22 protein-coding genes are annotated in these 20,275 nt (G+C 73.1%); 7 read left to right on the top strand and 15 right to left on the bottom strand.

Going from position 1 to position 20,275, the window contains the following annotated elements; translation table 11 throughout:
• Window positions 1-52: 52 nt before the first annotated feature.
• Window positions 53-187 (bottom strand): hypothetical protein, encoded by a 135-nt coding sequence (locus tag EES43_RS31735; RefSeq protein ID WP_277426075.1) that lies wholly within the window; start codon window positions 185-187, stop codon window positions 53-55.
• 46 nt (window positions 188-233) lie between these two features.
• On the opposite strand from EES43_RS31735, the gene EES43_RS18715 reads away from it, so the two are divergent.
• Window positions 234-710 carry an STAS domain-containing protein gene (locus EES43_RS18715; RefSeq protein ID WP_124269757.1) on the top strand — a complete coding sequence of 159 codons (477 nt, stop codon included), beginning with the start codon at window positions 234-236 and terminating at the stop codon, window positions 708-710.
• Window positions 711-744: 34 nt separating this feature from the next.
• On the opposite strand, the gene EES43_RS18720 is transcribed toward EES43_RS18715, so the two are convergent.
• The 3 genes from EES43_RS18720 to EES43_RS18730 all read right to left on the bottom strand — a co-directional run bounded on the left by EES43_RS18720 (window position 745) and on the right by EES43_RS18730 (window position 4,072).
• Window positions 745-1,779 carry a sigma-70 family RNA polymerase sigma factor gene (locus EES43_RS18720; RefSeq protein WP_124269758.1) on the bottom strand — a complete coding sequence of 345 codons (1,035 nt, stop codon included), beginning with the start codon at window positions 1,777-1,779 and terminating at the stop codon, window positions 745-747.
• A 136-nt stretch (window positions 1,780-1,915) separates the two neighbouring features.
• Window positions 1,916-2,632, bottom strand: a complete 717-nt coding sequence (locus EES43_RS18725; protein ID WP_124269759.1) for a L,D-transpeptidase family protein — start codon at window positions 2,630-2,632, stop codon at window positions 1,916-1,918.
• A gap of 132 nt (window positions 2,633-2,764) precedes the next feature.
• Complete coding sequence (locus EES43_RS18730; RefSeq protein ID WP_124269760.1) at window positions 2,765-4,072, bottom strand: MFS transporter; 1,308 nt, start codon at window positions 4,070-4,072, stop codon at window positions 2,765-2,767.
• 62 nt (window positions 4,073-4,134) lie between these two features.
• On the opposite strand from EES43_RS18730, the gene EES43_RS18735 reads away from it, so the two are divergent.
• Entirely contained in the window at window positions 4,135-5,088 is a 954-nt protein-coding gene (locus tag EES43_RS18735; protein ID WP_124269761.1) for a LysR family transcriptional regulator, read from the top strand.
• Window positions 5,089-5,114: 26 nt separating this feature from the next.
• Here the strand turns inward: EES43_RS18735 and EES43_RS18740 are convergent, their stop codons facing one another.
• Complete coding sequence (locus EES43_RS18740; protein WP_124269762.1) at window positions 5,115-5,876, bottom strand: alpha/beta hydrolase; 762 nt, start codon at window positions 5,874-5,876, stop codon at window positions 5,115-5,117.
• Window positions 5,877-5,979: 103 nt separating this feature from the next.
• Here EES43_RS18740 and EES43_RS18745 point away from each other — a divergent pair, with 103 nt between their 5' ends.
• The gene (locus tag EES43_RS18745) at window positions 5,980-7,134 is read left to right on the top strand and encodes an adenosine deaminase (RefSeq protein ID WP_124269763.1); all 1,155 of its coding nucleotides are present in this window, start codon (window positions 5,980-5,982) and stop codon (window positions 7,132-7,134) included.
• A 136-nt stretch (window positions 7,135-7,270) separates the two neighbouring features.
• Complete coding sequence (locus EES43_RS18750) at window positions 7,271-7,573, top strand: hypothetical protein (protein WP_124269764.1); 303 nt, start codon at window positions 7,271-7,273, stop codon at window positions 7,571-7,573.
• A gap of 106 nt (window positions 7,574-7,679) precedes the next feature.
• Here EES43_RS18750 and EES43_RS18755 read toward each other — a convergent pair whose 3' ends face one another.
• From EES43_RS18755 to afsQ1, 5 genes are all read right to left on the bottom strand, one after another.
• Window positions 7,680-7,886, bottom strand: coding sequence for a PspC domain-containing protein (locus tag EES43_RS18755; protein WP_124269765.1), 207 nt, complete (start codon window positions 7,884-7,886; stop codon window positions 7,680-7,682).
• A gap of 93 nt (window positions 7,887-7,979) precedes the next feature.
• Window positions 7,980-8,528, bottom strand: coding sequence for a VanZ family protein (locus EES43_RS18760; RefSeq protein ID WP_124269766.1), 549 nt, complete (start codon window positions 8,526-8,528; stop codon window positions 7,980-7,982).
• Window positions 8,529-8,679: 151 nt separating this feature from the next.
• Complete coding sequence (locus EES43_RS18765) at window positions 8,680-9,324, bottom strand: hypothetical protein (protein ID WP_241192471.1); 645 nt, start codon at window positions 9,322-9,324, stop codon at window positions 8,680-8,682.
• A complete protein-coding gene (locus EES43_RS18770; RefSeq protein WP_241192472.1) occupies window positions 9,321-10,865 on the bottom strand; it encodes a sensor histidine kinase in 1,545 nt (514 codons plus the stop codon). The genes EES43_RS18765 and EES43_RS18770 overlap by 4 nt, the downstream gene beginning before the upstream one ends.
• Window positions 10,862-11,539, bottom strand: a complete 678-nt coding sequence (gene afsQ1, locus EES43_RS18775; protein ID WP_206430197.1) for a two-component system response regulator AfsQ1 — start codon at window positions 11,537-11,539, stop codon at window positions 10,862-10,864. The genes EES43_RS18770 and afsQ1 overlap by 4 nt, the downstream gene beginning before the upstream one ends.
• Before the next feature lie 183 nt (window positions 11,540-11,722).
• On the opposite strand from afsQ1, the gene EES43_RS18780 reads away from it, so the two are divergent.
• Entirely contained in the window at window positions 11,723-12,490 is a 768-nt protein-coding gene (locus EES43_RS18780) for a SigE family RNA polymerase sigma factor (RefSeq protein WP_124269768.1), read from the top strand.
• Between the two features lie 343 nt (window positions 12,491-12,833).
• Here EES43_RS18780 and EES43_RS18785 read toward each other — a convergent pair whose 3' ends face one another.
• A complete protein-coding gene (locus tag EES43_RS18785; RefSeq protein ID WP_124269769.1) occupies window positions 12,834-13,544 on the bottom strand; it encodes a uridine kinase family protein in 711 nt (236 codons plus the stop codon).
• Window positions 13,545-13,606: 62 nt separating this feature from the next.
• On the opposite strand from EES43_RS18785, the gene EES43_RS18790 reads away from it, so the two are divergent.
• Window positions 13,607-14,026 (top strand): hypothetical protein, encoded by a 420-nt coding sequence (locus tag EES43_RS18790; protein ID WP_124269770.1) that lies wholly within the window; start codon window positions 13,607-13,609, stop codon window positions 14,024-14,026.
• A gap of 76 nt (window positions 14,027-14,102) precedes the next feature.
• Here the strand turns inward: EES43_RS18790 and EES43_RS18795 are convergent, their stop codons facing one another.
• Genes EES43_RS18795 through deoC form a run of 3 tightly spaced genes read right to left on the bottom strand, consistent with a single transcriptional unit; the run spans window position 14,103 to window position 17,433 of the window.
• Window positions 14,103-15,011: an aldehyde dehydrogenase family protein gene (locus tag EES43_RS18795; protein WP_124269771.1), complete on the bottom strand. Its 909-nt coding sequence runs from the start codon at window positions 15,009-15,011 to the stop codon at window positions 14,103-14,105.
• Window positions 15,004-16,440 carry an aldehyde dehydrogenase family protein gene (locus tag EES43_RS18800; RefSeq protein ID WP_124269772.1) on the bottom strand — a complete coding sequence of 479 codons (1,437 nt, stop codon included), beginning with the start codon at window positions 16,438-16,440 and terminating at the stop codon, window positions 15,004-15,006. Before EES43_RS18800 ends, EES43_RS18795 begins: the two co-directional genes overlap by 8 nt.
• A gap of 6 nt (window positions 16,441-16,446) precedes the next feature.
• On the bottom strand, window positions 16,447-17,433 hold the full coding sequence (gene deoC / locus EES43_RS18805) for a deoxyribose-phosphate aldolase (RefSeq protein WP_124269773.1): 987 nt from the start codon (window positions 17,431-17,433) through the stop codon (window positions 16,447-16,449).
• Between the two features lie 203 nt (window positions 17,434-17,636).
• Here deoC and EES43_RS18815 point away from each other — a divergent pair, with 203 nt between their 5' ends.
• On the top strand, window positions 17,637-18,314 hold the full coding sequence (locus EES43_RS18815; RefSeq protein WP_124269775.1) for a PH domain-containing protein: 678 nt from the start codon (window positions 17,637-17,639) through the stop codon (window positions 18,312-18,314).
• Window positions 18,315-18,518: 204 nt separating this feature from the next.
• On the opposite strand, the gene EES43_RS18825 is transcribed toward EES43_RS18815, so the two are convergent.
• Window positions 18,519-20,168 carry a phospho-sugar mutase gene (locus tag EES43_RS18825; protein ID WP_124269777.1) on the bottom strand — a complete coding sequence of 550 codons (1,650 nt, stop codon included), beginning with the start codon at window positions 20,166-20,168 and terminating at the stop codon, window positions 18,519-18,521.
• Window positions 20,169-20,275: the final 107 nt, after the last annotated feature.

A 20,275-nucleotide genomic window follows, 5' to 3' on the forward strand; every position in this document is an offset into this window, starting at 1 on the left:
GCGGGCCGCCGTCGTTCGCGGGTGCCCGCCCGGGACTACCGGCGTGTGCCGATCACTTGCCGAGGTGGGCGCTGTGGATCTCCACCTTCACCGATGAGGTGTTGCCCTTCACCGGGTTCTTCACGGAGATCGCGCCCTTCGTGACGGCGGCCTTCTTCCCGGTCTTGCCGCTGCTATGACCAACCAAAGTTGACGCAAAACTGCCGTTTCGGAGTGCTGGGCATCGCCCGTCGATGACTTTCGCCCGCAGGAGAGGTCTGCCTGGTGTGGAAGCGAACGCCCCGGAGGCATCGAAGAACCCGGACGCCCCGATCACCCTGACCGTGACCGGCCCGGCCGGCCGGACCGCCGGTTCCGACCTCTGCGCCGAACTGGAAAGCCTGCTCGCCGGTCCAAAAGGAGCGGCCCTCGCCCCCGGCGCGGCGGTGGAGTGCGATGTGGGCGGGGTGCTCGGGCCGGATCTGGCACTGGTGGAGGTCCTGGCCCGGCTGGCGCTCGTCGCGCGCCGGAACGGGCGGACGCTGCGGCTGCGCCGCGCGCCGCCCGGACTGCGGGCGCTGCTGGACCTGGTGGGGCTGGCGGACGCGGTGGGCCTGACCGACGCGGCCGGCCCGGACACCGCGGCGGCGCCGAGGGGCCGGGGCCTTCAGGACCGGGTCCAACGGGACCGGGGCCGCCCTCAGGACCGCGTCCCGGACCCGCGGGAGTGAACGCGCCGGGGCCGCGGGCGCGGCCCCGGCCGCCTCACACCGCGTCCGCCTCCAGCCGGTCGGGCAGGCCGAACAGCGGGAACCAGCGCGGCACGTCCAGGAAGCAGTGCATCCCGGAGATCGCACCGTCCTCGATGTCGATGACCTGCACCGCCCACGGCACGAACCCGGAGCCCTCCGGGTCGGGCTTGTAGTGCGCGAAGGCCGGAGAGCCGTTGGCCGAGACCGGCACCAGCCGCGAACCGGCGCAGGCCGCGCCGATGGTGGTCATGAAGCCCGCGATGTCGGCACCGCCCAGCAGCCACAGGTCGAACGGCGGCATCGTCATCACCGCGTCCTCGTGCAGCAGCGCGGTCAGGGCCGCCATGTCGTACCCCTCGAACGCCTTCACATAGCGCTCCAGCAGCTTCTGCTGCTCCTCGTCGAGCGGATCGGCCGCGTCCGGGACCCGGCCCTTCGCCTCGGTGAGGGTGGCGCGCGCCCGTTGGAGGGCGCTGTTGACCGAGGGGACCGACGTCTCCAGCAGCTCGGCCACCTCGGCGGCCTTCCAGGCGAGGACCTCGCGCAGGATGAGCACCGCGCGCTGCTTGGGCGGCAGGTGCTGGAGGGCGGCGACGAACGCCAGGCGCACCGACTCGCGCGCCACGGCCGCCTCCGCCGGGTCCTCCACCGCCGGCAGGATGCGGCCGTCCGGCATGGGCTCCAGCCAGACGTTCTCCGGGCGGGGGCTGAGGGCGGCCCGGGCGAGCGGGGTGGGGCCGGTCAGGTCGACCGGCCGGGCGCGCTTGTTGCCCGCGGTGAGCATGTCCAGGCAGACGTTGGTCGCGATCCGGTAGAGCCAGGAGCGCAGGGAGGAACGGCCCTCGAACTTGTCGAAGTTGCGCCAGGCGCGCACCAGGGTGTCCTGCACCGCGTCCTCGGCCTCGAAGGCCGAGCCGAGCATCCGGTAGCAGTAACCGGTCAGCTCCACCCGATGTCCTTCGAGCCGGCTGTCGACGGTGTCGACGGTGTCGGCCCCCTGGTCGGCGTCCGCGTCCGCCGCGGTCGGCGTCGTGGTCGGATCGCTCATTGCTCCACCCCTGTCGCGCTGTGGCATCCCTCGCCCGGCACGACGGAAGCTACCGCAGACCACTGACAGCGGGGTCGGAAAGCGGCCGACGCGAACCGGTCGGCCGTGGCCCCGGCAACGGCCCCTCCCGGCACTCTCAGGTGCCGGGCTTGCGTCCGTGGACGTGGACGTCGTCGCCGTTCTTCAGCAGCTTCCAGTATGCCTTCGCGTCGTCGGGGCGCATGTTGACGCAGCCGCCCGACCCCGGCGGGTTGTACATGGACTTGGTGACCGAGTGGAACGCCTGGCCGCCGTCGAAGAACTGGGAGTAGGGCATCCAGACCTTGTAGATCGTCGACCAGTGCTTGATGTTGCGCCAGTAGACCTTCTTGGCGCCGGTGCGGGTCTCCGCCCCGTCCCGCCCGGTCCGCACCGGAACCGGTCCGTACACCAGCTTCCTGCCGTCCTGGATCCAGCTCAGCTGCCGGGTCAGGTCCACGCAGGCGACGCGGCCCTTGTTCGTCGGGCACTTGCCCGCCTTGTTCGGGTTCTTCCCGGCGGCCTTCTGCGCGAGCATCGTGTCCATCGTGCGCCAGGTCAGCTGCCCCGCGTAGCCGATGGTGGGCGTGATGCCGTGCGCCTTCTGGAACTTCTGCGTGGCCTTGCAGTCCGCCGCGGACTGCCGTCCGTCGACCGGCCGCTTCAGGAACTTCTCGACCTGCTTCTGGTACGGACCGGTCGAGGAGGTGCAGGACGCCGCCTGCGCGGCGGTCCCCGTCGTCAGGACCAGCGCCGGCGCCGCGACCAGCCCGGCGACGGACAACGCCACTCCGCGCCGCAGCCGGACGCCCGGTATTCCCCTGGTGGCTCCCATGTGCGCAACTCCCCTTCGCCCACAGTGCTTTGTCGGTTACATCTGGTAGACGTGCGAGGGGGAGCGGCGGTTGCACGCGGGCGCGTCTCGGTTGCGTTCCGGTTGGGCGGCGGCGGAACTACGGCCTCCGGTTCAGCGGGTCGCCGGGACGGGCGTCCGTCGCCGCGCCCGCGCCACCCGGGTCCCGTACAGCGTGATGGAGACGACGCCGAGGACCGCGAGCAGGCCGAGGGAGACCGTGGCCGCCCAGCCGCCGGCGTGGAAGGCGACCGCGCCGAGCGTGCCGCCGACGCTGGAGCCCAGGTAGTACGCCGACTGGTAGAGCGCGGACGCCTGCGCCCGGCCGGTCGTCGCCGTCCGGCTCACCGAGGACGAGGCGACCGCGTGCCCGGCGAAGAAACCGGCCGTGATCAGCACCAGGCCCAGCAGCACCGCCGCCAGCTCACCGGAGAGCGAGAGCAGCAGCCCGGCGGCCGTGGTGGAGACGGCCAGGTACAGCGCGCCGCGCCGGCCCAGCCGGGCCACCAGCCGTCCGGCGGCGGCCGAGGAGGCCGTACCGACCAGGTACACCAGGAAGATCGAACCGACGATGCCCTGCGGCAGGCTGAACGGCTCCTCGACCAGCCGGTAGCCGATCACCGTGTAGACCGCGCCGAACACCGTCATGAACAGGGCGCCGATCGCGTACAGCCGCACCAGCAGCGGGTCCGACAGATGGCCGGCCACGGTCCTCGCCAGGGCCTTCGGGTTCAGCGAGCCGGGCGTGAAGTTGCGCGCCCGGGGGATCATGAAGTGGAAGACGACGGCGCAGACCACCGCGAGCAGTCCGACGGCCCCGAGCGCGGCGCGCCAGCCCCACAGCTGGGCCACCCAGCCGGTGAGGATGCGACCGCTCATGCCGCCGATGCTGTTGCCCGCGACGAACAGCCCGATCGCGGCGACCAGCGCCTTGGGCCGCACCTCCTCCGCGAGATACGCCATGGCGGACGCGGGCAGACCGGCGAGCGCGGCGCCCTGCACGGCGCGCAGCGCGATCAGCCAGCCGATCGACGGTGCGAACGGGATCAGCAGGCCGACCCCCACGGCGACCGCCAGCGACGCCGTCATCATCTGCCGCCGCCCGAACCGCTCCGAGAGCGCGCTCAGCGGCAGCACGCACAGGGCCAGCGCCCCGGTCGCCGCCGACACCGTCCAGCTCGCCTGGCCGGCCGTCGCGCCGAACGCGGCGGAGACGGCGGGCAGTAGCGCCTGGGTGGAGTACAGCAGGGCGAAGGTCGCGACACCGGCGGCGAACAGGGCGAAGCTCATCCGGCGGTAGCCGGGGCGGCCGGGCTCCAGGCGCTCGGCGGCGGGAGCGGGCGCGGTGTCGGGGCGTGCGGGGGACGGCTGGGCGGAGGCATCCACGGCGAGGGTGGATGCCCCGGTACTGGCAGGAGGCATACGTCGAACGTAGGCGGACCGGTTTCATGCGTCCAATGCACGAACTCGCCATAATCGTTCCCATGGCGCATCAACGCAGCTCACAGCCCCGGCTGTCACCGAGCAGTTACGAAGAAGACATCCGCGCGGTACTCGCGCCGCGGCTCGCGTACTTCGAGGCGGTCGCCCGCCACGAGCACGTCACCCGCGCCGCGCACGAGCTCGGCGTCCCGCAGTCCACGCTCTCGCGGGCCATGGTCCGGCTCGAAGCGGACCTGGGCGTCGCCCTGTTCGCGCGCCGGGGCCGCACCGTCTCGCTCACCCCGGCCGGCCGCACCTTCCTCGGCTCGGCGGAACGCGCGCTGGCCGAGGTGGAGAAGGCCGCCGACTCCGTCCGCGCCGACGCCGATCCGACGGCGGGCAGGGTCTCCTTCGGCTTCCTGCACACCATGGGCTCGGAGACCGTGCCCGCCCTGATCCGCGCCTTCCGGGCCGACCACCCCAAGGTCCGCTTCCAGCTCGTCCAGAACTACGGCGAGGCGATGATCGACCGCCTGCGCGCCGGCGGGCTCGACCTCTGCCTCACCTCGCCCGTGCCCGACGCCCCCGACCTGGTCACCCGCCGCCTCGACGAACAGCGGCTGCGCCTGGTCGTCCCCGACGACCACCGCCTGGCCGTGCGGCGTCGTATCCGCCTCGCGGAGGCCGCCGACGAAACCTTCGTCACCCTGGAGCCGGGCTACGGGCTGCGCCGCATCACCGACGACCTCTGCGCGGAGGCGGGCTTCACCCCGCGCGTCGCCTTCGAGGGCGAGGAGGCCGAGACCTTGCGCGGACTGGTCGCCGCCGGGCTCGGGGTGGCGCTGCTGCCGCCGCCCGCCGTCGCCCGCCCCGGCGTCGTCGAGCTGACCGTCACCGCGCCGCGCGCCGTCCGCGAGATCGGCGTCGCCTGGCTGGACGGGCACCCCGACACCCCGCCGGTCGCGGCCTTCAAGCGCTTCCTGCTCTCGCGCCGCGGCAACCTGCTGCCGGACTGAGGCCCGGCCGCCCGCGCCGCGACCCGTCAGTGCCGCAGCGACCTGCCGAACCCGGCCGCCAGCGGCATCCGCAGCCCGAGCGGCGGCGGCGCGGCGAGCGCGTCGGCGACCGGCCGGGCGTAGGACCGGGCGAAGAGCGAGCCGCGGACGAAGTCACTCGCCAGCGCCAACACCTCGGAGCGGTGCTGGCGCAGCGCGTGCCCGTCGGAGTGCACCTCGAAGCGGCAGACGTCCCGGTTGGACTTCTTGGCGCGCTCGGCCAGCCGGTAGGACAGCTCGGGGTCGGTGCGCGCGTCGTTGGTCCCGTGCACGATCAGGACCCGCCGCCCCGCCAGCTGCCGCACCGGCTCCGGTTCCGCCCCGGCCCGCTCCGGCAGCCACGGCGCCATCGCCAGCACCGAGGTGACCGCCCCGTGCCCGGCGGCCCGCAGCGCGGCGCGCCCGCCCATCCCGTGACCGGCCAGGCAGACCGGCACGTCGCCGTAGAGCCGCTGGACCTCGTCCACCGCCCAGCCCGCGTCCTGCGCCGGATGCGCGTCCTCGGCGTTCCAGCCGCGCCAGCGGTAGCGCAGCACGTGCACCGCGAGCCCGTCGCCCTCCCCGGACCGGGCCAGGGCGCGGGCCGGCGGCAGCTGCGCCGCGTACGACAGAGGAGAGGAGCGGCGCCGCGAATCGGCCTCGCCGTCCGGGAGCAGCAGGACCACGCCGCTGACCTCGTGGGGTGCTCCGGCCGTCCGAACGGCCCGTCCCAGCCTGGCGGCAGGCAGGGGGAGTGCGCGCTGTGCCATGACAGAACAGTGTCAGAAGGACAGGTGTACGCCGCCTGACTTCGCGGTCACTGTTACGCATCGGCGACCCGCGCTCTACGCGCGTAGGCGTTAGAGTGCCCAGATGACGAGCCAGACCCCGAACCTCCCCGATTCCGACCAGATCCGGCGCGCTCCCAAGGTGCTGCTCCACGACCACCTCGACGGCGGCCTGCGGCCGGGCACCATCGTCGAACTGGCCCGCGCGCAGGGCTACGACTCGCTGCCCGAGACCGAGGCCGACAAGCTCGGCGTCTGGTTCCGCGAGGCCGCCGACTCCGGTTCGCTGGAGCGCTACCTGGAAACGTTCGCCCACACCTGCGCCGTCATGCAGACCCGCGACGCGCTGTTCCGGGTGGCCGCGGAGTGCGCCGAGGACCTGGCCGAGGACGGCGTCGTCTACGCCGAGGTGCGCTACGCCCCCGAGCAGCACCTCGAAGGCGGCCTCACCCTCGAAGAGGTCGTCGAGGCGGTCAACGCGGGCTTCCGCGAGGGCGAGCGGACCGCCCGCGCGAACGGCCACCGCATCCGTGTCGGCGCGCTGCTCACCGCCATGCGGCACGCGGCCCGCGCCCTGGAGATCGCCGAACTCGCCAACAGCTACCGCGACCAGGGTGTCGTCGGCTTCGACATCGCGGGCGCCGAGGCCGGCTTCCCGCCCACCCGGCACCTCGACGCGTTCGAGTACCTGAAGCGCGAGAACAACCACTTCACCATCCACGCAGGCGAGGCGTTCGGCCTGCCCTCGATCTGGCAGGCCCTCCAGTGGTGCGGGGCCGACCGGCTCGGCCACGGGGTGCGGATCATCGACGACATCGAGGTCGCCGAGGACGGCACGGTCACCCTCGGCCGCCTCGCCTCCTACGTGCGCGACAAGCGCGTCCCGCTGGAGATGTGCCCGACCTCGAACCTCCAGACCGGCGCCGCGACCTCGTACGCCGAGCACCCGATCGGGCTGCTGCGGAAGCTGCATTTCCGCATCACCGTGAACACGGACAACCGGCTGATGAGCGGCACGAGCATGACCGGTGAATTCGAGCGGCTGACCGAGGCTTTCGGATACACGCTCGACGACATGCAGTGGTTCACCGTCAATGCGATGAAATCAGCTTTCATTCCTTTCGACGAACGTCTCGCGATGATCAATGACGTCGTCAAGCCTGGGTATGCCGAGTTGAAATCCGAATGGCTTTTCCGTCAGACAGCCGTGACCAGCGGTTCCGCCGCGAAGTCCGGCTGACGTCCGAGGTGCGGAAGATGGCCGGTGAGGAGAAGTGCCGGCCATTTTCCGCGTGTCGGGACGATTGCGGTGGGGGCCGGCGGGTGGCTACGTTGCAGAGCCCGCTCACATCCCTCTCCCCAAGGATGAATTCTCCATGAAGAAGACTGCTGCCAAGACGCTCGGCGCCGCCGCTCTCGGCGCCGCTTTCGCCGCCGCTGCCGCCGGCAGCGCCTCCGCCGCCCCGGCCCTCCCGCTCGACACAGCCGCCGGCGCGCTGCCCGTCTCCACCATGGCGCTGGACACCGTCACCAAGTCGGTCCAGTCCGCTCCGGTCCAGGAGACCGCCGGCAAGATCCTGAGCGGCAAGACCACCGACGTCACCGCCCCGGTCACCGGCCTCCTCGGCGGCCTTCCCACCAAGGGACTCTCCGCCAACGGCATCCCGCTCGGCGGCTGACCCCCGCGCGCCCGCGGCGCGCACCCGCACATGCCGTGGGGCGCACACCATGCTCAAGGTGTGCGCCCCACCGTGCGTCCCGCGCCCGCTCCCCGTCGCGCTCCCGTCACCAGGCCGTCGCGGTCGACGCGGGCTTCTCCGAGGGCAGCAGCACCCACAGGGCCAGGTAGAGCAGGAACTGCGGGCCCGGCAGCAGGCACGAGACGACGAAGATGACGCGCATCGTGCTCGCGGAGGTGCCGAAGCGCCGGGCCAGTCCGGCGCAGACTCCGCCGATCATGCGTCCTTCGCGGGGGCGGACAAGTGCGGCCATGGTGGGCTCCTTCACGAACCGTAGCGGCGGGAGCGCTCTGTCGTGCTCCCCGTATATCCATGGTGCAGCCGCGAAGGGGGACAAAGCATCGCTCTACGGTGCGATGCCGACCCTGGTAATCGTCGGGGTCGTGCCCCCAGGGGCCTCGTCCCCGGCACGCGCCGTCCGCCGGTAACGGGCCTCCGGCAGGCGGCGCAGCCGCGCCCGGACGCCCGGGACGACCAGCAGATGGGCCAGGCCCACCCCGAGGGTGTTCAGCAGCAGCGAGTCGACGTCGACCACCTGACCCGGCACCCCGGTCTGGCCCAGCTCGATGGCGAGCGAGATCAGCGCCCCCGCTGTCACCGTCCGCAGCATCGAGGACCACGACGAGACGAGGAGCCGGCCGCCCGCCATGGGCAGCAGCACGCCGAGCGGGGCCAGCAGCAGCAGCGCGCCGCCGATCCGGCGCACCGCCTCCGCCGGGCCGAGCGCGAGATCGGCCCGGATTCCGGCGAACAGCTCGAAGTTCGCGGCCGTCATCCACGGCACGTCCAGCGGTCGCAGCGTCAGCCACCCGACGAGCAGCAGATGCGCGCAGAGGAGGAGGCACCCCGCCGCGCGGAAGCGGATGGCGGTTCGACCGCCCGAACTGTGACGCACGCACCCCAAGACGCCACGACCGGTGGGATCGGTTCCGCCTACGGGACAGCCCTTGGCGCGGGCGGGAGATGCCGCACCGGCCCGCGCCGGCCGGACGCGGGCGTCCCGCTCCGGCCGTAGCGCGGGTCTCAGTCCAGCCGGAGCGCGGGTCTCAGTCCGGCCGGAGCGCGCCCGGCGTCGTGACGTCCTGCGGCCGGGTCTTCGTCCGCGAGGTGCACGCATAGCCGCGCGGCGGGTAGCTCCCGGGGCCGCCCAGCACCACCGAGCCGTCCCGTACGAGCGCCTTGCTCTGCGCGTACGTGCACACGAGCTGCGCCAGCGCCTCCGCCGACAGGTCCTCCGGCCGGCTGCTCAGCCGCAGCGTCCCCGCCGGGTCGGACGCGCGGGGCGGGCCGACCCGCAGGCCCGCCGGGACCGCCGTGGAGAAGCCGGCCCCGCGCTCGGCGGCCGACGGCGTCTGCTGGACCTGGCCGAGCAGCGCGCGGGCGACCGGGAGCGGATCGGAGAGAGCCGTCACCGGGCGGTTCACCGGTACGAGCTGCGAGGCGCACAGCAGGAACACCTCGGCCGTCCCGCCGCCCGGGGCCCGGTCGCCGTCGTTCGACGCGGGCAGCCGGCAGGGCACCCTCGACGGTGCGGCCCCGGCGTCCACCGGAACCGACGTGGTCCGGATCCCGCACCCCGAGGCAGCAGCGGCGACGGCGAGGACCGCCGCCAGCACGGCGGCCGAGCGCCGCACCCGGCCCCGCCCGCGCACCGGCCGCGCCGTGCGGCCGGGCATGTGGCCGCCGGTCATGCCGACCCACCGTCCTCGTCCCGGGTCCCGGAGTCCGGCCGGCGGTGGTCGGCCTCGCCGTCGGTGAGCCGTTCGGCGTCGCGCGGCAGCCGCAGGACGAAGACCGCGCCGCCGTCCGGGGAGTTCGCGGCGGTGATGTCGCCGCCGTGGATGTGCGCGTTCTCCATGGCGATGGAGAGGCCGAGCCCGCTGCCCTCCGAACGCGGACGGGAGGCGCTGGCCTTGTAGAACCGGTCGAAGACGTGCGGCAGGACGTCCTCGGGGATGCCCGGACCGTGGTCGCGTACCTCGATGACCAGCTCCTCGCCCTCGGTCCGCACGGCGACGCCCACCGGCGAGCCGCCGTGCTTGAGGGCGTTGCCGATCAGATTGGCCAGGATCACGTCGAGCCGGCGCGGGTCGAGGCGGACCATCATGCCGCGCTCCGCGTCCAGGTCCACCGCGTCCAGCCAGGCCCGCGCGTCGATGCAGGCGGTGACCTGGTCCGCGACGTCGACGTCGTCCAGCACCAGCCGGGCGGTGCCCGCGTCGAAGCGGGTCACCTCCATCAGGTTCTCCACCAGGTCGTTGAGCCGCCGGGTCTCGCTCACCACCAGGTGCACGGCCGGCGCGATCATCGGGTCGAGGCTGTCCGCCTCGTCCTCCAGCACCTCGGCCACCGCGGTGATCGCGGTCAGCGGGGTCCGCAGCTCGTGCGACATGTCGGCGACGAACCGGCGGCTCGACTCCTCCCGGGCGCTCATGTCCGCGACCTTCTTCTCCAGCGAGCTGGCCGTCCTGTTGAACGTACGGGAGAGATCGGCGAGTTCGTCCGTGCCGGAGACCGCGAGCCGGGTGTCGAGCTTGCCCTCGCCGAGCTTGCGCGCCGCGTCGCCGAGCCGCTGCACCGGGCGCAGCACCGTCGTGGCGGCGGCCTGCGCGAGGAGCGCCGAGCCGATCAGGGCCAGCGTCGTCGCGATGCCCAGCGACCAGGCGAGCGAGTTGAGGTCCTGGCGCTCCTGGTCGAGGGACTTGGCCATGTAGCCGGTCGGGCCGCCGCCGATGACCCGGGCGCCGGCGACCAGGTACGGCGTGCCCGCGATGCTCGTACGCTGCCAGAACAGGTGGTACTCGTCCTTGTTGCTGGAGGTCAGCGGCTGCTTGCGGCCCACCTGGCGCTGGAGCGGGCCGGGCACGTCGGCCCGGGTGAACGTGTCCAGGTCGGAGTAGCCGACGATCGGCTTCCCCCGGTCGCGCTCGTCCTCCAACAACACGCTGTAACCAGGGCTGTTGGAGGCCATCTGCGCCGCGGCGCGCTGGAGGTCGTCCTTGGTGGGGCTGGTCGGCAGCGCCGCCGCGGTGTCCTGCATCTGCCGCCGGAAGTCGTCGAGCGCGGTGTCCTGAGTGCGGGTCAGCACGGCCTCGCGGTTGAGCCAGTACGCGATCGCCGAGGCGGAGGCCGCGGCGGTCAGGGCCACCAGCGCGAACACCACGACGAGCCGCAGCCGCAGACTGGTCCAGCGCAGACCCGCGCGGAGGGTTCGTTCGGCGGATGCGGTCACTGAGGCGAGTCCAGGCGGTAGCCCACGCCCCGCACCGTACGGATCAGGGTCGGCGAGGACGGCACGTCCTCCACCTTCGCCCGCAGCCGCTGCACGCAGGCGTCCACCAGCCGCGAGTCGCCGAGGTAGTCGTGCTCCCACACCAGCCGCAGCAACTGCTGCCGGGACAGGGCCTGTCCGGGCCTGCGGCTGAGCTCCAGCAGGAGCCGCAGCTCGGTCGGCGTGAGCTGCAGATCCTCGCCGTCCTTGGTCACGGTCATCGCGGAACGGTCGATCACCACGCTGCCGAAGGTCGCCGAGTCGGTGGACTCCCGCTCACCGCGCCGCAGCACCGCCCGGATACGGGCGTCCAGCACCCGGCCCTGGACCGGCTTGACCACGTAGTCGTCCGCTCCGGACTCCAGCCCCACGACGACGTCGATGTCGTCGCTGCGCGCGGTCAGCAGGATGATCGGCAGCTGGTCGGTGCGGCGGATGCGCCGGCACACCTCGAAACCGTCGATCCCGGGCAGCATGACGTCCAGCACCACCAGGTCGGGGCGCTGCTCGCGCAGCAGCTCCAGGCCCTCCTCTCCCGTCGCCGCGGTGGCCACTCGGTGGCCCTGGCGTGACAACGAGAGTCCGAGAGCCGTGCGGATGGCGTCGTCGTCCTCGATCAGCAGCAGGAAAGGCACAAGCGTCATTCTGGCCCATGGTGGCGCTTCAGTTCGACCTCCGGCCCCCGCGCACGGCCCCGCGGGCTCCTCCCGATCACCCCTGTGACAGGTCTGTGACAGTCGCAGGACAGCGCCATGAAACTGCCCCGGCAAGCTCTTGGTCACCGGGAACGAACGGACTCCACCGATAGGGGGCGCGAGATGAACGCACTGCACAGCACCAGCTCAAGCGCAGTTGTCACGCGCCTCCACGGCGTCGGACGGACCGCGGAGAAGTCCGGTGCGGCGGGCGGGCGGGGGTGCTTCCGCGGTGCCGGACGCCAGCACCCGGCGACCGCGGAGCAGACGCGCAACCCGTACATGTCCGTGGTCGAGGCCCCCGCGACGCGGAGCGGCGCGAGCATCCCGGCGCAGCCGACCGGGGAGCGCCCGGCGCGGTCCGAGGACGCCGAGGCGGCGTTCACGGCCTACGTCCAGGAGCGCCGGGCCTCGCTCTACGCCACCGCCTACCACCTGACCGGCGACCGGTTCGAGGCCGAGGACCTGCTCCAGAGCGCGCTGTTCTCGACGTACCGGGCCTGGGACCGGATCAGCGACAAGGCGGCGGTCGGCGGCTACCTGCGCCGCACGATGACCAACCTGCACATCAGCGCCTGGCGCAGGCGCAAGCTGAACGAGTACCCGACCGAGGAGCTGCCGGAGACGGTGGTCGACACGGACGCGATGCGCGGCACGGAGCTGCGGGCGGTGCTGTGGCAGGCGCTCGCCCGGCTGCCCGAACTCCAGCGCACGATGCTGGTCCTGCGCTACTACGAGGGCCGCACCGACCCGGAGATCGCGTCCATCCTCGACATCAGTGTCGGCACGGTGAAGTCGAGCATCTGGCGGTCCCTCCGCCGGCTGCGCGAGGACGAGGTCCTCAGCTTCGGCCGTGACGAGCAGGAGTCCTTCGGCGAGCTGGTGGCCTGAGGCGACGGGGGAGGAAAGAGAGAAACGGGGACCGAGGGGACCGGGGATCCGGGGGGATCGAGGGAGACACCGGGGAAAGGGACCGCCGCTTCGGGGGAGGCGGCGGTCACGGGGACAGGGGACGCCGTCTCGGGGGAGGCGGCGGCGCACGGGGGATCGGCCGTCGCTTCGGGGGAGGCGGCGGTGCACGGGGGGACGACGGGACCGCGGCTTCGGGGGAGGCGGCGGTCACGGACGAAGGAGCGGGGTCGTGCGGGCCGTGGGGGCCCGTACGGCCCCGCTTCCGTGCTCCCCGTTCCCGGGGACGTGGAGGACGCGGCGGCCCGCGCCCTCCCGTCAGGCGTCAGGCGTCCGACGCCTGAGGCACCGGCGTACGGCGGCAGCGTCCCGCCGCCGCCGCGGCCAGCCGGCCCAGCGCCTCGTCCTTGCCGCACGGGTGCGCGCCCAACGCCGTCTGCCGCGCCACGATGCGGCGTTCGGCCCGCATCAGCCGCCAGCCGCGCCGCAGCAGGAACGGCACCGACTTGCGGCCCTCGCGCAGATCCCGCAGCAACCGCCGCCGGAACGTCGTGGAGGGCCGTCCGCGCAGGCACAGCGCGTCCGCCAGAAGCCCCAGTTCCTGGCACCGTTCGACGATGTCCGCCGCGAAGATGCCCTCCGCCACGAACAGCGGCGAACGCGCTATGTGGAAGGTCTCGTGGTCCGTGCGCGAACTGGTCGAGATGTCGTACACCGGAACGTCGGTGCGCCCGGTGCGGCACAGTTCGGCGATGGCCCCCACCGCCGCCTCGGCGTCCCAGGACCGGGCGGAGTCCCAGTCGACGTCCGTCGAGCCGGGGACCTGGGGCAGCGTCGGGTCGTCGCCCTCCTTGTAGAAGTCGTCCAGTCGCAGCACCGGCAGACCGGTACGGGCGGCGAGGGAGGACTTTCCGGAGCCGGAGGGGCCCGCGAGCAGCACGACGCGGGTCGGGATCGGTAGGGAACTCACAGAACAGAAGTGTGAGGCATTGACCCGCGCAGGGGACCCCTCGGAGGTCTTGTTGGTATCCAGCATCACACCTCAACTACTCTGCGTGCGCAGACGATTACCCGAAAAGGCTCGATCAGAGGGAAAACATGGCACTTCACGCACGCAAGCCCGAACGCCGCGTCCTGCTGCGCGCCGGTCTGACCATCACCGCGCTGGGCGCAGCCCTCGGAGCCGGTGCGGGCTCCGCACAGGCCGTCCAGCTGCCCGCCGCGGCGGACGCCCCGGAGCAGGGCGTGTCCGCCCTCCAGGAGGTCGTCAAGACGGCCACGCCCGCGCTGACCAGCGCTCTCGGCTACTCGCTGGCCGGGAGCATCGCCCCGATCACCGACCTCCAGCTGGACCCGCTGGCGAACACCGGGGTGGACCCGCTGGACAACGCGGTGGGCACCCAGATCGCCGACTTCCAGCCGGTGACCACGGCCGTGGTCACCGATCCGATCACCAACGGCGGCGCGCTGAACGACCTGCCCGTGGTGGGACAGGCGACCCGGCTGATCACCGGCTGATCGCCGGCTGGCGACACGCCCGACGGGGCCGCCCCGGAGTGCAGGGGCGGCCCCGTCGGAGGGTCCGCGCGGCGCGTCAGTACGAGGAGCCCGCCGCTCCCAGCGCCCCGGTGGGGTGCCAGACGGTCTTGGTCTCCAGGAAGGCCGTCAGCCGGCGGGTGCCGGGGTCGGCCGTCCAGTCGGGCGCGTCGTCCGCGTCCACCGGCTGGGGACGCAGCACCCGCTTCAGGTTGTCGGCCGCGGCGATCTCCAGCTCCCGGGCCAGCTCGGCGTCCGCGCCCGTGAGGTCGATCGCGTTGACGTCCTGGTGGGCGGCGAGCGGCGCGGCGAGCTCCGCCGTGGCGCCCGACAGGACGTTGACCACGCCGCCCGGCAGGTCGGAGGTGGCCAGCACCTCGCCCAGCGAGAGCGCCGGCAGCGGAGCGGCGGACGAGGCGACCACCACGGCCGTGTTGCCCGTCGCGATCACCGGGGCGATCACCGAGACGAGCCCGAGGAACGAGGACTTCCGCGGTGCCAGGACCGCGACGACGCCGGTCGGCTCGGGAGTGGAGAGGTTGAAGAACGGGCCCGCGACCGGGTTGGCGCCGCCGGTGATCTGCCCGATCTTGTCGGTCCAGCCCGCGTACCAGACCCAGCGGTCGATCGCCGCGTCCACGACCGCCGCCGCCTTCGGCTTCGACAGCCCCTCGGCGGCGGCCACCTCGCGCACGAACTGGTCCTTGCGGCCCTCCAGCATCTCCGCGACCCGGTAGAGGACCTGGCCGCGGTTGTACGCCGTCGCGCCCGACCAGCCGCCGAACGCCTTGCGCGCGGCGACGACCGCGTCGCGCGCGTCCTTGCGGGAGGACTGCGGCGCGTTGGCGAGCCACTGGCCCTTGGAGTCCGTCACCTCGTACACCCGGCCGCTCTCGGAGCGGGGGAACTTGCCCCCGACGTACAGCTTGTAGGTCTTGAAGACGCTCAGACGGTTCTGATCAGACATCGAGGTACGCCTCCAGGCCGTGGCGACCGCCCTCGCGGCCGAAGCCCGACTCCTTGTAACCGCCGAACGGCGACGTCGGGTCGAACTTGTTGAACGTGTTGGCCCAGACGACGCCCGCCCGGAGCTTGCCGGCCACCGCGAGGATGCGGGAGCCCTTCTCCGTCCAGATGCCGGCCGAGAGGCCGTACTGACTGTTGTTGGCCTTGGCGACCGCCTCGTCCGGGGTGCGGAACGAGAGCACGGAGAGCACCGGGCCGAAGATCTCGTCACGGGCCACCGTGTGCGCCTGGGTGACGTTCGTGAAGAGCGTCGGGGCGAACCAGTAACCGGAGGAGGGCAGTTCGCAGGGCGCGCTCCAGCGCTCCGCGCCCTCCGCCTCGCCGGTCTCCACGAGCGCCGTGATCCGGGCCAGCTGCTCGGCGGAGTTGATCGCGCCGATGTCGGTGTTCTTGTCCAGCGGGTCGCCCAGGCGCAGCGTGGACAGCCGGCGCTTCAGCGCGTCCAGCACCTCGTCCTGGACCGACTCCTGCACCAGCAGCCGCGAGCCCGCGCAGCAGACCTGGCCCTGGTTGAAGAAGATCCCGGTGACGATGCCCTCGACGGCCTGGTCGATCGGCGCGTCGTCGAAGACGATGTTGGCGCCCTTGCCGCCCAGCTCCAGCGTGACCTTCTTGCCGGTGCCCGCGACCTGGCGCGCGATGGCCTTGCCGACGGCCGTGGAGCCGGTGAAGGCGACCTTGTTCACGTCGGGGTGGGAGACCAGCGCCTCGCCCGCGTCGCCGTACCCCGTCAGGATGTTGACGACGCCCTTGGGCAGGCCGGCCTGGCGGCAGACGTCCGCGAAGAACAGCGCGCTCAGCGGCGTGGTCTCGGCGGGCTTGAGGACCACCGTGTTGCCCGTGGCGAGCGCCGGGGCGATCTTCCAGGCGAGCATCAGCAGCGGGAAGTTCCACGGGATGACCTGGCCGGCGACGCCGAGCGGGCGCGGGTTCGCGCCGTAGCCCGCGTGGTCCAGCTTGTCGGCCCAGCCCGCGTAGTAGAAGAAGTGCGCGGCGACCAGCGGGAGGTCCGCGTCGCGCGTCTCCCTGATCGGCTTGCCGTTGTCCAGCGTCTCCAGGACGGCCAGCTCACGGCTGCGCTCCTGGATGATCCGGGCGATCCGGAACAGGTACTTGGCGCGCTCGGAGCCGGGCAGCGCCGACCACTTCTCGAACGCCTTGCGGGCGGCCTTCACGGCCCGGTCCACGTCCGCCGCGCCGGCGCGGGCGACCTCGGACAGGACCTCCTCGCTGCTCGGCGAGACCGTCTTGAAGACCTTGCCGTCGGCGGCCTCGGTGAACTCGCCGTCGATGAACAGCCCGTACGAGGGGGCGATGTCGACGACGGAGCGGGACTCCGGCGCCGGTGCGTACTCGAATGCGGATGCCATGGCGTATCAGTCCACCGTCACGTAATCGGGGCCGGAGTAGCGGCCGGTGCTGAGCTTCTGGCGCTGCATCAGCAGGTCGTTGAGCAGGCTGGAGGCGCCGAACCGGAACCAGTGCGGGTCCAGCCAGTCCTCGCCCGCGGTCTCGTTCACCAGCACCAGGAACTTGACCGCGTCCTTGGTGGTGCGGATGCCGCCGGCCGGCTTCACGCCGATCTGCGTGCCGGTCTGCGCCCGGAAGTCGCGGACGGCCTCCAGCATCAGCAGCGTGTTGGCGGGGGTGGCGTTGGTGGCCACCTTGCCGGTCGAGGTCTTGATGAAGTCCGCGCCCGCCAGCATCCCGATCCAGGAGGCCCGGCGGATGTTGTCGTACGTGGACAGCTCGCCGGTCTCGAAGATCACCTTGAGCCGCGCCGCGCCGCACTCCGCCTTCACGGCGACGATCTCCTCGTAGACCTGGAGGAAGCGGCCGGAGAGGAAGGCGCCCCGGTCGATCACCATGTCGATCTCGTCGGCCCCGGCCGCCACGGCGTCGCGGACGTCCGCGAGCTTGACGTCCAGCGCGGCCCGGCCGGCCGGGAAGGCCGTCGCCACCGACGCCACCTTCACGCCGGAGCCGGCCAGCGCGGCGGCGGCGGTCGCGGCCATGTCGGGATAGACGCAGACGGCCGCGGTGCGCGGCGTCGTCCGGTCCGTCGGGTCGGGGTGGACGGCCTTGGCGGCGAGGGCCCGGACCTTGCCCGGGGTGTCCGCGCCTTCCAGCGTCGTCAGGTCGATCATCGAGATGGCGAGATCGATGGCGTACGCCTTGGCCGTCGTCTTGATCGAACGGGTTCCGAGGGAGGCGGCGCGCGCTTCGAGGCCGACGGCGTCGACGCCGGGGAGCCCGAACAGGAAGCGGCGCAGCGCGCTGTCGGACGCCGTCACGTCGGCGAGCGGGTTACTACCCTGCTCGAACGCGGCTGAGCGCCTGGGCGAGGTTGCAGAGGTGGGCATGGTCACCAGATGAGCATATCTACGCGCGTAGCGACCTGTACAGGGGCCCAGGTCATCAGGGCGTTCCGCGCTGCTCGCGACCCCCGGGAGCCCGCTCACCGGCCTCGGCCAGGCGCTCCGCCGCCTCGGGGAGCCCGGCCCCGCGGCCCCGGCGGGGACGGCCGCCCCGCCGTCCGCCGCGCCCGTCAGGCAGAATCGGCCTCATGACGAGCCCCACTCCTCCCGCCGAGCCCCAGTACGCCGACCGGACCTACCGCTCCGGCGCCGCACTGGTCTGCGGGGTGCTCCTGCTCCTGCTGAGCGTCTGGATGGCCGGTGACGCGATGATCCGGGGCGAGGGGCGGGTGCCGTGGCTGGCCCTGGCCGCGCTGATCACCGTGGTGCCGCTGATCGTGGCGTTCACGCTGCGGCCCGCCGTCTTCGCGAACGATGACCGGGTCCGGATCCGCAACCCGTTCCGGACGGTCCAGCTGCCGTGGACCGACGTCGCCACGATCCGCGCCGCGTACTCCAGCGAGCTCGTCGACACGGCCGGGACGAAGTTCCAGCTCTGGGCGATCCCGGTCTCCCTGCGCGCCCGCAAGAAGGCGGCCCGCAAGTCCGCCCGCGCCACCACCGCCGACTCCTACGGCCGCGCCGGACGCCTCTCCGGACGCCTCGCGGCCGGTGACGACGTCCGGGACGCCGCCGCCGGCGTTGCCCCCGCCGACCAGGCGGTCCGGGACCTGAGGGAGCTGGCCGAGCGCGCCGGCGGGCTCGGGGCCGAGGACCGCCCCGCCCACGACGGGGGGAGCCGGGCCGCGGTGCGCTGGGCGTACGAGCTGATGGCCCCGGCCGCCGTGGGGGCGATCCTGCTCGCGGTCCTGGGTGCTACGGGCTGAGCGCTTCGGGCTGAGCGCTTCGGGCTGAGCCCGTGGGGCGGTGGCTGCGGCTGATCCGTGCGGCGGGGCGGGTCCGCCGGCTCGTGCGGTGGGGCCGGTGCCTGTGTGCGGCGGGGCCGCGTCCGTGTCCGGCGGGGCCCCGTTGTCCGGCGGGCGGTGCGCGAACGGGCCCGGTGGCGGTCCGGACCCGTTCCCGCCCGGTTCTCAGATCCCGGCCGCGGCGGCCAGGTCGCGCTTGATGCCCGCGAGCAGTTCGGCCGCCCGGGCACGGGCGGCGGGGAGGCCGTCGGCGGCGGCGACCGGGACGACGACCTCCAGGTAGCACTTCAGCTTCGGTTCCGTGCCGCTCGGGCGGACGATGACGCGCGCGCCGTCCAGCTGGTAGCGCAGGCCGTCGGTGGGCGGCAGCAGGTCCGTCCCCCGCGAGAGGTCCTCCGCCGAGGCGACGGCCAGCCCGGCCAGCGCGGCCGGCGGCTGCTCGCGGAGCCGCGCCATGGCGTCCGCGATGACCGACAGGTCCTCCACCCGGACCGAGAGCTGGTCGGTGGCGTGCAGGCCGTGCGCGAGGGCGAGGTCGTCGAGCAGGTCGAGCAGTGTGCGGCCCCGCTCCTTGAGCACGGAGGCGAGTTCGGCGACGAGCAGGGCGGCGGTGATGCCGTCCTTGTCGCGGACGCCCTCGGGGTCGACGCAGTAGCCGAGCGCTTCCTCGTAGCCGTAGCGCAGACCGTCGACGCGGGCGATCCACTTGAAGCCGGTCAGTGTCTCCTCGTAGCCGAGCCCCGCCTTCTCGGCGATCCGGCCGAGCAGCGACGACGAGACGATCGACTCGGCGAACACGCCGCTGACACCGCGCTCCACCAGGTGCGCGGCGAGCAGCGCGCCCACCTCGTCGCCGCGCAGCATCCGCCAGCCGCCCTCGGTGGAGGCGTCCGGTACGGCGACGGCGCAGCGGTCGGCGTCCGGGTCGTTGGCGATGATCAGGTCCGGGGCCGACCGGCGCGCGGTGGCGAAGGCGAGATCCATCGCGCCCGGCTCCTCCGGATTGGGGAAGGCGACGGTGGGGAAGGCCGGGTCCGGCTCGGCCTGTTCGGCCACCAGCACCGGCTCGGGGAACCCGGCCCGCGCGAAGGCGGCGGTGAGCACCGACGTCCCGACGCCGTGCAGCGCGGTGTAGACGGTGCGCGCGGTGCGGGGGCTGCCGGCGGCGAGCACCGCGTCCGTACGGGCGAGGTAGGCGTCCAGGACATCGTCACCGAGCGTCTGCCAGCCCTCCTCCGGGCGGGCGACGCCGTCCAGCGGGCCGACCGCGGCGATGGCGGCGGCGATCTCGCCGTCCGCCGGGGGCACGATCTGCGAGCCGTCGCCGAGGTACACCTTGTAGCCGTTGTCGCGCGGCGGGTTGTGGCTGGCGGTGACCTCGACGCCGGCGACCGCGCCCAGGTGGCGTATGGCGTAGGCGAGGACGGGGGTCGGCAGCGGGCGGGGCAGGACGGCGGCGCGGAGTCCGGCGCCGGTCATCACCGCCGCGGTGTCGCGGGCGAAGTCGGCGGACTTGTAGCGGGCGTCGTACCCGATGACCACGAGGCCGCCCTCCTGGCCCTGGCCCTTCAGGTACGCGGCGAGGCCCGCCGCCGCCCGGATCACCACGGACCGGTTCATCCGCATCGGCCCGGCCCCGAGCTCGCCGCGCAGTCCGGCGGTGCCGAACTGGAGGGTGCCGGCGAAGCGGGCGGCGAGCTCGGCGGTGTCGCCCGCCTCGCCGGCCTCGATGAGCCCGTTCAGCTCGTCGCGCGTCTCGGGGTCGGGGTCCTCGGCCAGCCAGGTCCTGGCCTGCGCGATGAGGTCGTGCTGCACGGGGTCCGCCTTTCGGGGGTGGGGTGGGGGCGTGGGGTGCGGGTGCGGGTGCGGGTGCGGGTGCTGCGCGGGGCTGTTCCCCGCCCCGCCCCTTCCCGAAACCGGGG

Source organism: Streptomyces sp. ADI96-02, assembly GCF_003846185.1.
Taxonomy (GTDB): domain Bacteria; phylum Actinomycetota; class Actinomycetes; order Streptomycetales; family Streptomycetaceae; genus Streptomyces.